Here is a 16,223-nt window from a genome sequence, read left to right as displayed (position 1 = left end):
CCCCTATTTATTTTTTACCATTAAATTTACAGCACATGAGTGACCCAAATATGGAACGACATTCTCATTATGATACGGTATCAAACGCTATTGAGGCTTTAAGAAAAGAAGGATTTACAATTGATTTTAATCTGGAAGGGGATTATCTGTTAAGTCATTCAGGTAAGATACATGTAAATGATTTTAATATCGTTGATGTGTACCGTTATGAAGGTAATTCTGATCCGTCTGATGAAGCAGCGGTATATGCGATTGAGTCTACCTCCGGTTTAAAAGGTATACTGGTAACTTCCTACGGTGCTTATTCGGATTCACTTTCCACTGCCATGCTGGGAAAACTTAAAATGAAATAAAACATCCTTTTATATGAAAGCAAACATTGGTATCAGCGAAGCAAATTCAAAAGCTGTTGCATTAATCCTCAATCAGCTTATTTCCGATGAACAGGTGTTATTTGCCAAAACACGCAATTATCACTGGAATATTGAGAGTCCAAGTTTCATGGAATTGCACAAATTCTACGAAGCACAATACACTGAACTGGCAGAAACAATAGATGAAATTGCTGAACGTGTGCGTAAAATCGGTCATTATGCAGAAGGCCGTCTGAAAGATTATCTGAAGCTGGCTAACCTGGAAGAAGGCGAATACACTAACGACCAGAAAACGCAGTTGAAGAATCTGCTGGACGATCATGAAACTATTATCCGTGGGATCCGTGGTCATATTTCCAAGGTAGAAGATGACCATAATGATATCGGTACAGCTGATTTCCTGACTGGTGTGCTGAAACAGCATGAGCAATGGGCCTGGATGATCCGCGCTTATCTGAAATAATAAAATTATATAAACAGGGGTTTTTGTGGCCCCTGTTTCCTCTCTTTCTACAATTGTAGAAATCTATTCCCTCTGGTATTCTCTGTGCTTATATTATTTTATCTAATTCCTGTTATTTTATGATCATTAATGTTAATCTGATATCTGGATCTTGGTTGGTTTGATATTTGAATTAATCTTAATTTTTATATATATGTTGGAGTTATTACAAATAAAGAAGCAGCTGGAAGGACTGAAGTATATAAATGCCGATAGCTTATTTGAACTACGGCTTTTACTGATGGAAGCTGCCTCTATATTAACAAGGAAACATATCACTAATGCGAAACAGAAGAAAGATGTAAAAATGTCTGCCCTGTTATTAAGATCATTTGATAATATCAGAAGTTACTTCTATATCATTGAAACTACGAAGCGCGGTCATGAAGATTGTTTTATTAGTATACAAAGCTTAGTAGTCAAAGATATTGTGAACCTTATATCTTTATCAGATACTCAGGATTATAAAATAGTACCCCTGCAGAATACTTCACTTGGAATAGCAAAATAGTATCCCGGTTTTTATTTAATTCTACGTAACTGACGAAAGCGTCATAAATTTAAGTCATGAATACGATCAGAATAGGTTGGGCCGGATTAGGCAACATGGGAATTCCTATGGTTAAGAATCTTGTGCGTGCCGGATTTGATGTTACAGTATATAACCGTACTGTTGGGAAAGCTAATACATTAAAGGTTGAAACGGGTGTGCGTGTAGTCACGACTCCCCGTGAACTGATCAAAAACGTTGATTTCATTATTACGATGGTAGCTGATGATAATGCACTAAAAGCTATTTATCAGTCGCCCGACGGATTATTATCCGGGAATATACCTGCCAATCTGCTGGCGATAGATATGAGTACAGTTTCTCCTGATACTACAAAGCAGATCGCTGCCCTGTGCAGGGAAAAAGGTATTGGTTACCTGGATGCCCCTGTTTCCGGAAGTGTGAAACCTGCGGAAAATGCACAGTTGATCATTATGGCCGGCGGGCATGAACAGGACTTTGAAAAGGCGAAGCCTATATTTGACTGCCTGGGTAAAGTCGCCCACTTCATGGGAGAAAATGGAAGCGGTAATTATACCAAGCTGGCTGTGAATACATTTTTAGGAATTACAGTGCAGGCACTGGCAGAAACGGTGATCTTTGCACGGAAGAACGGGATAACTGCTGAAGCGCTGTTGCCGATTATTAACAGTAGTGCAGTTGGCAGCGGGTTTACAAAAATAAAATCTCCGGGTATCATTAGTAATAGTTTCCCGGCTGCGTTTTCATTAAATCTCCTGAATAAGGATATCCTCCTGGCAAAGGAGCAAGGTCTGAGTACTCCTTTGGGCAATGCACTGGCAGAGAGCCTTCAGGTGGCTTTAAGAAAGGGGGTGGGAGATGAAGATATGATGGCGATCATCAAATCATTATAATATAATAAAAGAACTCCTTAAGGGAAATGCCCCAAAAAGTGTCTGACTTTTTGGGGTACTTTTTTTAATGCATAACAACGTTATCGCCTTTTTCCTGCATAAGTACAGGATGTCCTGTCTGTTTACGACCAGCTACCAGTGTTAAAACTCCCAATATGGCAGATCCGGCCATAATACTGACCATAGGAAGAGCGGAATTGGTATTAAAGAGACTCACTCCTACAGATGCCAGCGCACCAATGCTCATTTGTAATGCGCCCATCAGGGCAGCAGCACTACCGGCGTTCTTTTTAAAAGGCGCTATTGATAGGGCGGAGGCATTTGGATTAACAAAGCCAAGGCAGCAGAGGAAGATGAACAACATGACGATGGTAGCGGGTAAGCCGTACCAGTTTAAGTAGGTTCCTATCAGGAAGATGATGCCTGTGATAGCCTGGCAGATGAGGCCTACGATGATGATCTGGTCGCTGCTGTACCTGCGCAATACCAGGCTGTTTAACTGACTGGAGCCGATGAAGCCCACAGATAGTCCTGCGAAGATCCAGCCATAGGCGTTTTTGCTCAGATGGAAGATATCCATGAACATGACAGGAGAACCTGATACATAGGCGAACAAGCCGGAGAATGCCAGCGCTCCTGTTAGCGCATACGTGTAAAACTGTGGCTCACGGATGACGGCAAGGAAGTTCATTATGATGGGGCCGGGCTTTAAGGACATGTGTACGTCCGGCTGATAACTTTCCGGCAGGAAAAAGATACTGGCCAGTAAGATTAATATGCCCATCACTGCCAGGATGACGAATACCGTCTGCCAGCCGAAAGCGGTGGTGACGTATCCGCCAACTGTAGGAGCTATCATGGGAGAAGCACCAACTACCAGCATCAGCAGGGAAAACACCTTGGCTGAATCTTTTACCGGGAAGAGGTCGCGTACCATAGCAACGGAAGCAACAGCAGCTGCGCAACTGCCTATTGCCTGGAAGAAACGAAGTATTACCAGTGCGTCAAGTGTTCTTGCGGTAATGCAACCTATGGAGGCCAGGATGTATAGTGTTAGTCCAATGTAAAGCGGCTTCTTTCTGCCGAAGCGATCTAATAGCGGGCCGTAGAGCAGTTGCCCCGCGGAGATCCCGATGAAATAGCTTGACAAAGAGAATCCTATTTTGATGGAGGTGGTATGCAGGTCCAGGGCAATAGCCTCAAATCCGGGCAGGTACATGTCAATAGAAAAGGGGCCCAGCGCAGTGAGTGTCCCTAAAATCAAAATTAAAAAGAAGTATTTCTTAGTTGGCATTTCTTCTTGCATAGTCGTATTGTCTATCTGTCAGTGCACAGGAAGCGGCATGAAAAAGCATTAAAGGTAAGCAAAAGGAAGTTTGTTTATCTTCGTAGTCCTATGAAAAATATATGCCTGCTGTTGCTGTTATTGCCCTTGTTCTCCTATGGGCAACAGTTTAAGTCTTCTGTTTCATGGCTGTTTCATCATTCAAATGATACCAAGCAGTTAGTAGATAGCTGCGTATACAACGAAGATGGGGTACTGGTTTTTCGTCGTGATTATAATCTGTTTAAAGAGAATGATTATGAGGACAAACGGTATACGTATAATCGTGCGGGAAAGCTGGTGAAATCTGTGAGTTATGATGTGAACGGGCAGCCCTGGTTAACTGATTCAATTGGTTATGATGGAGAGAACAGGGTGATATCTGAAAAGGTATACCGGAATAATAATGGTGAGGTCGTGACAGATAAGAAGATCCGTTATGGGAAAAACAGGGTTGACATTGGCAAGGATGTGCATGTTTTACGGACATATGATGCTAAGGGGCGGCTGGCAACAGAAGAGATGTATAGAGACTCGGTATTGGTAGAAAAAACGGAGTACCAGGACCATGGAAAGAAGGTGACACGAGGGGACGTGATTGTACAAACTTCTGATGAAGGAGAGTTTACTTATAACAATGGTGTTTTGATCTCTCAGGTAAAAGGTGCGGAGAAGGTGATTTTTGGGATACCGGTGAAAAGAGAAGTGACCATCTTAGATGAGAATGGGTTGAAAAAAATGGTGCAATATTATCAGGACGGGAAATATTATCAGCACCTGGAGTATTACTACAGGCGCTGACTTTTTATAATTACTCCGGCTGTTTTCAGGCCATCTGCTTTTACTTTTAGTTTGATAATTCCTTTATTGTCGTTTGATCTTAATATTGCCAATGCCTTTCCTTTAAAAGTGGTACAGGCCGGTTGCTGGAAACTTGCAGGTCTGTTGGGACAGGCGCTGCCTGCAGCAGCCAGTGTTCCGGCTCCGCTTATTTCCAGTTGCAGGGGGATATCCGCATCAGGTACTACATTGTCTTGCGCATCAATAATTTCTATGTTAACGTAGGCCAGGTCCTGAAGACCGATTGTCTTACGGTCTGCTGTAAGGCGGATAGCAGCTGGTTTGCTGGCCGTAACGAGTGTTTTAACCCCTTCTTCTTTCCCGTTATTCATGGCGAAGGCTGCTAATACACCAGGTGCATAAGGTACGTCGAACGTTACGGTAAGCGGGGTGCTGTCCGGCACTTGTTTGATGGCCAGTGTGACATCGTTGAGTGTCAGTCTTACTGTTTTACTGCGGGTGAATACCCTGATGTGCATGAGGGTATCTATATAATCCGGCCATGTCCAGGAAGGGGATTCGTCCGGCCATCCCCACCGGCTTATGATTTCTTTGGTCCCTGGAGGTTTGGGTGAGTGTACGACTACTTCGATGGGGCTGTTATTCCATACCACATCGCGGTAGAGGGATTGAGCTTTTTTATTTCCTATGAGGTCGATATCTCCGCAGTAGGCGTTGAACCAGGGGAAAGTGAGACGTTGTGATTCTTTGGAATCATAGATACTGTGACCGAGTCCCGCTTCCCCGAGGTAATCCATGGCAGTCCATACGAAGTCGCCGATAACATAAGGGAGGCCCTGTACCTGTATCCATGCCTGGTATAGTTCGGCGGGAACTGTTTCGGAGCCGAATACGATGCGTCCGGGAACACGTCTTTGGTCTACCGCGTAGCGGCTCCATTGGTAGTTGTAGCCGGCAACGTCCAGCAAAGCGAAGGATTTGTCGGTAGCTTCCCATTTGTAGGGGCGTTCCCGGAAATCGTTTTCTGCTTCGGTGATGGGGCGGGAGTTATCCAGTTTTTTTATTGTGTTTACTAATTGTCTGGTGATGCCGAGGCTGTCTGCGCGTTCGGGTATTTCATTACCGATGCTCCACATGATGACGGAGGGGTGATTACGGTCTCTCAGTATCATGGATTCGAGATCGCGCTGCCACCAGTCGCGGAAGAAGCGGTGATAGTCTTCCGGGTTCTTTTTTTCGGACCACATGTCGAAAGCTTCGTCTATTACCAGCATACCCAGGCGGTCGCAGGTTTCGAGGAATTTCCCGGAGGGAGGGTTGTGACTGGTACGGATCGCATTGAAGCCTGCGGCTTTCAGGAGTGCTACTTTTCTTTCTTCTGCCCGGTCGAATGCGGCAGCGCCTAATAGTCCGTTATCGTGATGCACGCAACCACCTTTGAGGAATATCCGTTCTCCATTGATAGTAAGACCTGTTTCAGCATCTATATGGATGTTTCTGATACCTAAGGGTATAACTACCTGATCAGTTACTTTACCTGCGTTAATGAGGCTTATTTCAGCTTTATAGAGGTATGGATGTGCCGGTGACCAGAGTGACGGGTGATTGATAGTCGTTTGTTTTCCTTCTGCCACCACTTTGCCTGTTGAATCGGTGATGCGTACGCTGATGGCGGCATTACCTGATTCTGTTATTAGTATGGTGGCCTTTTCTTTATTCACTACCGGCGTGGTGACGAAGATTTCCCCCAGGTGTATTTTGGGCCTGTTGATGAGATATACGTGGCGGTAGATACCTGCGCCGCTATACCAGCGGGTATTGGTGCCGGTGTTTTTTACTCTTACGGCAAGAACGTTCATTTTACCGGCCGGGGCAAGGTAAGGAGTGAGGTCATAGGTGAACGGGGTATAGCCGTAAGGGTGATTGCCCAGGTGATGACCGTTCAGCCATACGTCGCTGTCCATGTATACACCGTCGAACCGGATGCTTGTTTCTTCCTGGTTTTTGAGTGTAAAGGTTTTTCTGTACCAGGCGATGCCGCCCATTACGTATCCGCCTTGTTCTTTGGCGGGGCTGTATTTATTGAAAGGCCCGATGATGGTGCTGTCGTTTTGGTTGGGAAGGTCTTCGATGGCCCAGTCGTGGGGGAGATGTACTTTTCGCCAGTTTTTGTCCTGGAAGCCAGGGAGTTCAACCCCGGTCATACTGTCTTTTTCTTTCAGGAATTTCCAGTTATCGTCAAACAGTTTTGTTTGAGCGAATGTGTTGAAGGTGGTTAAGAGGCAACTGAGAAAAAATATTTTATGGATCTTCATATTCGCTTGCTTTTCTCTGCTATGGCTGTGTTCGGAAATAAATGTAGTAACTTTTCTGAGGTTGTTTCGAATATTTTTTTGAAAGACTTTTGGAATATTCCAGAAAAGTTCTACTTTTGCAATCCCAACATCGAAAGATGGTATACGGGTTCGGGGCGTAGCGTAGCCCGGTTATCGCGCCTGCTTTGGGAGCAGGAGGTCGCAAGTTCGAATCTTGCCGCCCCGACCGAAAAATTAAAAAGGCCTTCAAGTCGTAAGATTTGAAGGCCTTTTAATTATAGTAAATTTTGAATATACTATCATTTGAGAGCTTGGAATGGGGGTAAGTAAAAAAGGGAATTCCCATGATCTGAATCCTGACCCGCTGGTCATCCCTCTATAACAATAAGCCGAATTTTGCCCTGTTTATGGGTTATTCACCTGATCGCTGGGGAAGAACTCTGATGGATTGCAGGGAAGCCATCATTTTGAGAACTGAAAATCGTAAACCAGGGGCTTTATTTGAGAAAGACTACTTACTTGTTGTTTATGATGCCTATTGGGTGCTCCGTGGATCTCTCGAAGAGGATTGGAACATGCGGGTTTGCAACCTGGAATAAAGATTATTATAATATCGGGGATGATTGTTAATGAACTGGCCGTAAAAGCAGGTCTTTCTGTTGGCAGGAATGGTTTCATAAATTTAATACCAGCTAAGATTCTAAATATTCTATACAAAAACTCTTATTTATTTTATGAGGTTTCGTTATGATATCAATGCTTTAAGGGGGATTGCCGTTATGGCAGTGCTGTTGTTCCATTATAAAGCCCAATATTTTAATGGTGGTTTTTCCGGTGTAGATGTATTTTTTGTGATCTCCGGTTATCTAATGACCCGCATAATCATTACTTCGTTCAATGAGAACGGGTTCTCATTAAGAGATTTCTATAGTAAAAGAGTTAAAAGGATCATTCCGGCACTAGCAGCGCTTGTAGCGATCATTACTTTTGTGGGCTTCTTTATATATTTTCCAATTGACTTTAAAGCAATGGGTGAAAATTCAATATCAAGCCTCCTGTTTGTTTCTAATATCTTATACTGGCAAAACTCGGATTACTTCGCACCTGCTTCTGATTCAAACATACTACTGCATACCTGGTCGTTATCCGTAGAATGGCAATTCTATATCATATATCCTATTGTGCTTGTATGGCTGAATAAATGGATGAAGGATAAAAATAGGTACTTATCGATTTACATAGCTTTAACATTGATTCTCTGTATTGTATCCATTGCAGTTACCTACTATAATCCTACAGCTTCATTTTATTTGCTGCCAACAAGAGCCTGGGAAATGATGATCGGGGGGCTTGCATTTTACGGTGAAAATCGTATTAAGAATTTGAAATTGCGCATTACAATAGCATTGATAGGGTACGCGCTGATCTTTTATTGCATACTGAGAATGGACAACCGGGTAGCCTGGCCGGGTGTTCATACCCTGATTCCTACATTAGGGACCTGTATGGTCATTATTGCTGATTGGAACGATTGGGGCATAATAAAAACTCCTGTTTCCCGGTTTTTCGGAAAGATATCCTATTCCTTATATTTATGGCATTGGCCTGTATTTGTAATAGCAAAATATGTTGGGCTTATTGGAATGTCAAAAAACATTATTGTGCTTCCCTCTCTTATGATACTCTCCATTGGATTAGCCTTTCTTTCCTATAGGTATGTAGAATCACGTACATACAGCTCCAGGAAGATATTCAAATATTCAGGTGGAATTTTAATGCTTACCTTATTATTAATGATCACCAATGCAAATGCGCTTGTGTTCAAGACTAAAAGCGTGGAACTTTCAAACTATGCACGTGATCATAAAAAGGAAATGGACGCTCAGTTTAGCACAGGGAAATGTTTTGTCAATACAAATGAGGATGCCAGAAAATTCAGGTCAGCACCTTGTTTGTGCCTAAGTGATAGCATTAAAAACATACTGCTCATTGGAGACAGTCATGCAGCACAATTATCCTCTTCCCTTCGGGAAGTATTTTCCGGCATGAATATCCAACTAAGTCAGGCTACTGCCAGCGGGTGTCTGCCTATCCTGCCTATTAGCGGCCAAAGTCGCTGTAAAGATGTTATTAACTATGTGTATTATGATTACATTTCCAAACATGCTTCTCAAATAAACGGTGTTATTATTTGTGCCAATTGGATAGATAGTCATGACGATAATGCTACTTTGGTAAATAACATTAAGGCTACTCTTCAGCTTCTGGATAAATACCATATAAAAGCCATTATAATTGGTCAAAATGAAACTTATACAATGCCATATCCATATATTGCTGCCTGGGAATATCAACTGAACATTAAGCTGGCCAGAAAATATGTTAAGCCAAGATCCGCTTTAGTGAATGACTTTTTAAAATACAAGCTACCGTCACAATATATAGATATTTATAATTCGGATTCGTTACCTGGTATATCTGCAACAGGTACTCCTTATATGCTTGATGATCATCATGTAACACACTATGGGGCAGACCTCCTGATAAAAAAAATACTTTCAAATCAGATTGCCCATGCTTTTCTGGATAGCGTTGCAAGAGAAGACTAAGAATTTTCTGATAGACTGTTTAACACACATACCTTTACTCTTCAGCAAGGAATCTTGTGAGGCATGATGGAAGGTTTGATATTTCATTCAAGTGTTGGCATCTGGCTCCGTTACTTATTTTTTCCTTTTCAGGAATACTGGAACTAAATTCACATTATGAGGATCAAAATATTAGGGGCAATAGGCCAGATCAAAGTAAACAATCCGGGATACCGAAAACATTCCGGTATTTTGATTGACAGCAAAATCCTTTGCGACATGGGAGAGAAAGAATACTTGTTGAACGCTCCCTCGTTTGTACTCCTTACTCATCTGCATCCTGATCATGCATATTTTATCAAAGAAAAAAAGGATTTGAATTTCCCAATCCCTGTTTTTGCACCAGAGACGTGGGGAGAGTCAAAAAATATCAGAGTAGTGTCTGCTCCTTTCATTCAAAGCGGCTATAAGATAACCCCCATTCCTACCATTCATAGTATAAACGTTAAATCGCAAGGCTACCTGATAGAAAGAAAAAATAAACGACTTCTTTATACGGGGGATATGATCAGTATTCCCGAAACATATCACCACTATCTAAAAGGACTGGACGTTGTGATAACAGAAGCCAGCCATCTCAGGCGGGGCGGGATTGTTAGAAAAAATATAGATGGCCGCCTGTTTGGTCACACAGGTGTTCCCGATCTTATTTATTTGTTCAGAAAATATACCAACCACCTGATTTTCATGCATTTTGGGGCCTGGTTCGTAAAAGATCCGTCAGCAGGCAAAGAGAAGATCGCCGCATTGGGTGACGATAGTATTAGACTTGATGTGGCTGCTGATGGGAAAGAGTTTGTGATCTGAAACCTTGCAGTTTAAGCCCCCAAATCACTTTAAATTTTATTGTTCAGGTTGCGGTATTTCTGTCGGAGGTGCAGGCTCTGTAGGGTCTTTCTCAGGAAAGATCTCCGGTGTACCAGGCAATAGTGGCTCCTCAGGTAATATGTTCGGTACAATTTCCGGATTTGACGGAACCGGAATTTCAGATGGTTTTACAGGTTTCTTTTCCATAAAATCTTTTTTTAAATAACGTTTATTATACAATGCTATCCAATGAGGCATATCAATACAGATACTAATACTTATCATGGAATTGGTAGATTTAGTCCACGCAACAAAGCTGTGGCGTTACAATTGCTGGCCAACAGACTCATCGGTGTTCCTGGAGGATTAGATATTTTTAAGCATACAATTTAGGGATCAGGTTGAATTCTTTTATTCCCAATCGTATGATATATATTCTGAAACTGCTTATTTCTTCAGAAACTCATATACAATATCCGCGGGCATTACTATCGTAGCCGTACGACTATACCTGGCGATATTAATCCCCCTGAAGTTCCCCGCCATATCAAATACAGGTCCACCACAGCGGTTTGGTGTCAATACGGCATCATGTACGAACACACCTGTAAATCCATCTCTGCGTATGCTTTTACCACCTGGAAACATTTCCGCAGGATGAGTCGCTGCTATAACTGGTTTAGATGCTAACACGATCTGTTTAGTATAGAGAGCGCCCTGTCGTTTGAGCTGTACGGTAATTGTATCATCCGGCCAGTACTTTTGTAACTCAGCATAGTACTTCTCTGCTTTGTCAATGGTAACCCCATTTATACTGATCAACTCATCACCTTCTTTAAGATTATTCTCATCAGCAGGAGAGTTCCTGCGGACGAACGTAAGCAACAACGGACCATCTTTATACGCAATGGATGCCCCTAAAAAACCTGTACTGCTGATCCCTGGCAGGTCCAGTGGTAATGATCCCACTACGCTGATAATGTTAGCGGTATCTATGTTTGTGCTTATGAGGAACTGGCCACGTTGCAGTAAAACTGATTTGGAGGGAATAACGCCTTCTGGCAGCTTTCCATGTACTTTTAACAGTACAAGATCCTTATCCCGGTTGCGGGACACAACAACAGCTTTAATGACTTTACCGTTGAAGTGAATCTCCGGTTCATTGCCGACCATCGAACTTTTGCTTACGATATAACCATGGGTGAATACTGTTCCGTAGATCTTTTCTTCCTTATCCTTTATCTTACTGGTGATAAGCTGACAAGCTGCAGGCAGACTTTCAGGTAGCGTATATTGCGGCGTTGGAGCTACCAGTGGATCATGGCCGATAGTATCAGTGATATCCGGCAGTGCATTGTACTTTTTTGCAGTACCCAATGCTGTTCTGTACTTGCGGTACAGGTCTACAGGTATTTCGTGGTTCTCCGATTCAGGTATTCCAATTGCGCTATGAATCCCGATTACACGTCCCAGGCAATCAAATAGCGGGCCCCCGGAGTCGCCGGGTTCCATGATACAAGTGGACTGTAAAAAACCACGGTCATCCCTGAGACTGGTAATACGGCCAAAACGTACGCATGGCAGTGGCTGATTCAGCGATTCAGGGTAGGCAATGCTGATGCAGGGTTGAAGGAGCTTTAACGAGGAGGAATAGCCAATTTCTGCATAAGGCCAGTTACCGGGAGTAATGATCTTCATCATAGATACGTCAGGGACCATTGGATCATCTGCCAGCTCTATTTTGCCAAGTGCAAGTGCGATAGTGGCGGTGCCATCCGGGAACATTACTTTGTAGGTAGTACCCGGGACAGTAGTATGTGCCGCCGTGAAGATATCGCCCTGGGGAGTTACCACTACTGCACTGAACTGGGCGCTCATTTGTTGTCTGGAAATCGTATCATAGGCCCAGACACGCACAGTTGCAGGGTATGCTTTTTCTATAGCAGTATTCTGACCGTAAACATCAACGCAGAAGGTCAGCGTGATAAGCAGTAATTTGAATATTTTCATATAAAGAACATAAAGCCCGGCAGATTCGTCTGCCGGGCTGCAATAGAATAGGGACAAATCAGTTACCAAAGATTTCGGCCAGTTTCTCATTCAGTTTCTCGCCGCGAACATTATCTGCAATGATCTTACCGTTTTTGTCAATGAGATAACAGGCTGGCACGCCTCTTACACCATACAGGCGCCCTACCGCGTTGTTCCAGCCTTTCAGATCAGATACATGCAGCCATGGAAGTCCGTCGTCTGCGATAGCTTTCTCCCACGCATCCTGTTTGGAATCCAGGGATACAGAAAGGATCTCGAAACCTTTGTCTTTATATATCTTATATTGTTTTAGCATGTTAGGGTTCTCTGCACGACAGGGACTGCACCAGCTGGCCCAGAAGTCGAGTAGTACTACCTTACCTTTCAGATCGGCGAGTGATAAGGGCTTGCCTTTTACATCGTTCTGGGTAAAGGCTGGCGCCGGGTTGCCGACAGCGGTGAGGTGTTGGGCGGTAATACGCTGACTGAGCTCTTTGCCTATATCGGTTTCCCGGAAGTCTTTGTTAAGTCCATCGAGCAATGTTTGCGCAGTAGCCATATCGGTATAAGTGCCTGCAACTTCAGACAGTGCTACCAGGGCAAAAAAGGAGTTTGGGTGGTTTTTGACAAATTCTACCTGTTTCAGACCTCTTTGCTTCCTTAACTCAAGCTGTTTTGCATTGAGTGCTTCGAGAAACTCGGGATCCCTTTTATCTTCCTGAGATGCCTCCGCATATGCCTTTTGATAGGCAGCGCTAAGGGCCATAATGGAACCACCTATTTTTAAGTTGTAGGCCGCAAACTCGTCATATACTGTGGAACCGGTAAAACCAGCTGTACTTAAAGAATCTACGGACGTTATCTGAATATTCTCAGGCCCGAAATAGAAATAAATCACATCTGCACCTGGCGAGTAAATGGAAAATTGTTTGCCTTTCCCTTCATGATCAAGCGCCATGCGGGCAGTCGTATACCCTTCTACAGAACCTATCAGTCTGAATACCCCGTTTACCACGTTTGCAGAGTCTTCCTTACCCTGCCCCTGAGCATCACTATAGTCTATGTAAATTTTAGCAGGTTTATCCAGCTTGCCGAGCTTACCGGTAATACTAAAGTCTTTTTTTTGTGAGAAAGCTACCACAGGAGCCATTACTGCGCAGATAAGGAACCCTAATTTCATATAATTTGTGTTTAAAAGATAAAATGCTGAACAGATGTGTTCATAGGATAAAGCACTTGTCAGCGGTTTTCTTAGCTTTTTTACAGAAATATTTTTACATAAAGACAAAAACACACAAAGAGGGCTGTTACATTAAGTGTGTGCATACAGCCGGCCTACCGGCGTTCCGGAAGGAGGGGACCCGGACATTCGGGCTTGATATCATAACCCACAATTGCCTTCATCTGCTCCGTCTTCCGTTGTTCCCTGGACAAGACCTTGTATCGCACTTCTGCTTTAGAGCATTGTACAAGGATCCTGGCCCGAGTATATTACAGAATTATTACATTATATTACGGTTTATAATAAATCCCTGGTCCCGATATTTATGGCACATGAAAGCAGAAGTGTACGAGCAGTAGAGGCCTTTTCTCAGGAGGGAGTACCTAACCAGAGATCTTCAGCAATGTCGAAACCGGCTGTTCTGCCAATTCAGGAAGTGTCTGGTGAAGGAGAGAGCCCATTTCAGATGTACGATGGAAGCCCACGGGAAATGAAGGCATTCTCAATGCCTGTAGATAATAAAAATAATCAATCCGGATTTCCTGCTATAACAGCATTTCAATTAAAGCCGAATGAAAGTGGCGTTCCGGATCAGTTGAAAAGCCAATTTATCCCACTAACAAGTCAAAACATCGTTCAAACCAAACCAGTTGATAATTGGGCTTCCCATGTTGTTCAGAGACGGGAAGCCGGGGATGTAAGGACTAAACTGGGAACGATGATCAGCGGGGAAGAACCATCCGAAACCGTACAGGGAATAGGTATGTGGGCCTATACTGGTGGAGGCTATATGCTGATAAACAGTGTTTTAAGAGAAGGGTTTGGGGGGCGTAGTGGTGCAAACTGGCAAAGGAATGAGCTGGAAATAGCGGCGGGATCGCTTGTGAACGCTAGTATGTTTGCCGTTTTGGATAACGCATATGACGCAGTTGATATAGCGCCGGCGGAAGATGGCGAAAAGAAAACATACAGAGGGGCTAAACATACTAAAGATGAATGGCAGGGGGATATGGCAGTAGGCCGTAAAATAGAACATAACGGGCTTATTAGTACTACATTAGATATTGATCAAACACATGCCTTCTCAGATACAGACGTAGCCTATACATCATTGGATTTATTGCCAGCCGATGCTAAGATCGGTGGTGTTACTACTTTTATTGATCCATTGGGATTAAATGTTAATCACAGGAAGGATTTGGGTGATTTGGCGGATAAAGAGATCAGTGATAAAGGGATTAGTATGAATCCGCATGAGAAGGAAATAACAGTGCCGCACAAGGATGAATATATAGTGCAGTCAAATACATATAAAAACGTAGATGGAAAAGCGCGTTGGGACGTAGTGATAAAACGTGATGAGGAGGACGAGAATGATATACCTGCATCTGCAGAGGATATACTGGCACATGTAGCCGATACAAGCGAACATACCGTTGGAATGGGCTATATGACGGATGAAGATGCCGCGAAAGAAATAGGCGCAGCCGCCCAAATGGAAGAGGTATCTACAGATGCATCGCTTATAGAATTAGGTGATAAACTGTTGGGCGAAGAAGTAGTAGCTGCTGCAGAAGGAGTAGCAGTAGAAGACGGAGGAGAGGGAGACGAAGGGGATGAAGGGGATGAAGGGGATGAAGGAGACGCTGTAGCTGCTGTAGATGTAGTAAATGCAGGAGGAGATGATGGAGATGAAGAACCAGAATGATCCAGGTAAAAAATACCTATTCTCTCAATTTAGAATAACAAAGGCAGCTTTTTGATGCGTTTTTTTATGCCCGTTAACTAAGAACATTTCTTTTATATGTGTTAATTTGATGGTTTATAATGGTTAGGTTTGTACAAATAATAATATGTATAAACTTATTCTGTTTTTAGCAAGCCTGTTTTTTTTTATCTCCTGCAAAAAAGATGACGCATCAAAAGATCCCTTTAAAGAAAGTTTTGTGCAGTTAAGTACACACAAACTGACAACTTATTCCATTGAGTCAAATAGTAAATACCTGGTTGTTTTTGAATCGGGGCTTGGTAATGACCATTCTGTATGGCAAACTAAGAAAGTTGCCGAAAACATTAGTGCTAAAATGGATGTGGTGATCTATGACAGGGCGGGCTATGGTAAATCTACCATTGATAGTACACCAAGGGATATAAACAGACTTAGAATTGAACTTGAATCAGTAGTGAATAAATATGCTAAAGATAGAAAAGTAATATTAGTTGGACATTCTTTGGGAGGTATGATCATCCGGGATTTTGCTATTAAAAACCCGGGTATAATTGCCGCTGTATTATTTATTGACCCTTCACACGAAAATTACAATCATCCTACACAGGCAGTTGAGGATACGCTTTACAACTCCATTTATAACGCTAGTGGTCCAAATTTTGGAGGAACAAAAGAAGCCAGGGAATTAATTGAAAATGCACAATATATGGCTACTTTACCCAATCTGCCAAATATTCCGGTGGTTGTTTTGACAAGTATGAAACCAGATTCCAGTCATTCATCAGCCGATAAACAAAATTGGTATGATGCCCATGAACTATTAAAAAACGGTGTTACAGACTTTACTCATATCGCAACCATAAATTCAGGACACGATATAATGATAGACGAGCCTGGTCTTGTAATTGACAACTTTAATTTGTTAATTTCCAAATTGCCATAAAACTGCCGCTAACATTGTAGCTTCCAGTTGAATTGTAGATTTGTTTTACTAAAACATTTAATCAATAAAATGGGGATTTTCGAAACACCGGAAGAGTGTGGG

The 16,223-nt window shown here is 42.8% G+C and carries 14 protein-coding genes and 1 tRNA gene; 10 read left to right on the top strand and 5 right to left on the bottom strand.

Going from position 1 to position 16,223, the window contains the following annotated elements; translation table 11 throughout:
• Nucleotides 1–35 precede the first annotated feature (35 nt).
• From GO495_RS29525 to GO495_RS29510, 4 genes are all read left to right on the top strand, one after another.
• Nucleotides 36–353 carry a hypothetical protein gene (locus GO495_RS29525; RefSeq protein WP_240915371.1) on the top strand — a complete coding sequence of 106 codons (318 nt, stop codon included), beginning with the start codon at nt 36–38 and terminating at the stop codon, nt 351–353.
• 13 nt (nt 354–366) lie between these two features.
• Nucleotides 367–837 (top strand): Dps family protein, encoded by a 471-nt coding sequence (locus GO495_RS29520; protein WP_157303551.1) that lies wholly within the window; start codon nt 367–369, stop codon nt 835–837.
• A gap of 193 nt (nt 838–1,030) precedes the next feature.
• Nucleotides 1,031–1,387, top strand: coding sequence for a hypothetical protein (locus GO495_RS29515; protein ID WP_157303550.1), 357 nt, complete (start codon nt 1,031–1,033; stop codon nt 1,385–1,387).
• A gap of 56 nt (nt 1,388–1,443) precedes the next feature.
• Nucleotides 1,444–2,301, top strand: coding sequence for an NAD(P)-dependent oxidoreductase (locus tag GO495_RS29510; RefSeq protein WP_157303549.1), 858 nt, complete (start codon nt 1,444–1,446; stop codon nt 2,299–2,301).
• A 64-nt stretch (nt 2,302–2,365) separates the two neighbouring features.
• On the opposite strand, the gene GO495_RS29505 is transcribed toward GO495_RS29510, so the two are convergent.
• On the bottom strand, nt 2,366–3,607 hold the full coding sequence (locus GO495_RS29505) for a multidrug effflux MFS transporter (protein WP_240915370.1): 1,242 nt from the start codon (nt 3,605–3,607) through the stop codon (nt 2,366–2,368).
• Nucleotides 3,608–3,697: 90 nt separating this feature from the next.
• Here GO495_RS29505 and GO495_RS29500 point away from each other — a divergent pair, with 90 nt between their 5' ends.
• On the top strand, nt 3,698–4,426 hold the full coding sequence (locus GO495_RS29500) for a hypothetical protein (RefSeq protein WP_157303547.1): 729 nt from the start codon (nt 3,698–3,700) through the stop codon (nt 4,424–4,426).
• Here the strand turns inward: GO495_RS29500 and GO495_RS29495 are convergent.
• A complete protein-coding gene (locus GO495_RS29495; RefSeq protein ID WP_157303546.1) occupies nt 4,414–6,741 on the bottom strand; it encodes a glycoside hydrolase family 2 TIM barrel-domain containing protein in 2,328 nt (775 codons plus the stop codon). The two genes, GO495_RS29500 and GO495_RS29495, sit on opposite strands and share 13 nt — an antisense overlap.
• 151 nt (nt 6,742–6,892) lie before the next feature.
• Here GO495_RS29495 and GO495_RS29490 point away from each other — a divergent pair.
• From GO495_RS29490 to GO495_RS29480, 3 genes are all read left to right on the top strand, one after another.
• Nucleotides 6,893–6,967 (top strand) — tRNA-Pro (locus GO495_RS29490).
• A gap of 508 nt (nt 6,968–7,475) precedes the next feature.
• Nucleotides 7,476–9,350, top strand: coding sequence for an acyltransferase family protein (locus GO495_RS29485; RefSeq protein ID WP_157303545.1), 1,875 nt, complete (start codon nt 7,476–7,478; stop codon nt 9,348–9,350).
• Nucleotides 9,351–9,506: 156 nt separating this feature from the next.
• Nucleotides 9,507–10,196, top strand: coding sequence for an MBL fold metallo-hydrolase (locus GO495_RS29480; RefSeq protein WP_157303544.1), 690 nt, complete (start codon nt 9,507–9,509; stop codon nt 10,194–10,196).
• Between the two features lie 36 nt (nt 10,197–10,232).
• On the opposite strand, the gene GO495_RS29475 is transcribed toward GO495_RS29480, so the two are convergent.
• The 3 genes from GO495_RS29475 to GO495_RS29465 all read right to left on the bottom strand — a co-directional run bounded on the left by GO495_RS29475 (nt 10,233) and on the right by GO495_RS29465 (nt 13,407).
• Nucleotides 10,233–10,403: a hypothetical protein gene (locus tag GO495_RS29475; RefSeq protein WP_157303543.1), complete on the bottom strand. Its 171-nt coding sequence runs from the start codon at nt 10,401–10,403 to the stop codon at nt 10,233–10,235.
• Between the two features lie 240 nt (nt 10,404–10,643).
• Nucleotides 10,644–12,206, bottom strand: coding sequence for a trypsin-like peptidase domain-containing protein (locus tag GO495_RS29470; RefSeq protein WP_170302745.1), 1,563 nt, complete (start codon nt 12,204–12,206; stop codon nt 10,644–10,646).
• A gap of 58 nt (nt 12,207–12,264) precedes the next feature.
• Nucleotides 12,265–13,407 (bottom strand): TlpA disulfide reductase family protein, encoded by a 1,143-nt coding sequence (locus tag GO495_RS29465; protein ID WP_157303541.1) that lies wholly within the window; start codon nt 13,405–13,407, stop codon nt 12,265–12,267.
• 445 nt (nt 13,408–13,852) lie between these two features.
• Here GO495_RS29465 and GO495_RS29460 point away from each other — a divergent pair, with 445 nt between their 5' ends.
• On the top strand, nt 13,853–15,157 hold the full coding sequence (locus GO495_RS29460; RefSeq protein WP_157303540.1) for a hypothetical protein: 1,305 nt from the start codon (nt 13,853–13,855) through the stop codon (nt 15,155–15,157).
• Between the two features lie 145 nt (nt 15,158–15,302).
• Entirely contained in the window at nt 15,303–16,121 is an 819-nt protein-coding gene (locus GO495_RS29455) for an alpha/beta fold hydrolase (RefSeq protein ID WP_157303539.1), read from the top strand.
• Nucleotides 16,122–16,223: the final 102 nt, after the last annotated feature.

Origin of the sequence: Chitinophaga oryziterrae (genome assembly GCF_009758125.1) — a bacterium.
In the GTDB taxonomy this organism is placed as follows: Bacteria; Bacteroidota; Bacteroidia; order Chitinophagales; family Chitinophagaceae; genus Chitinophaga; species Chitinophaga oryziterrae.
The sequence above is the reverse complement of the archived record's forward strand: the minus strand, read 5'-3'. Positions and strand labels throughout refer to the sequence as shown.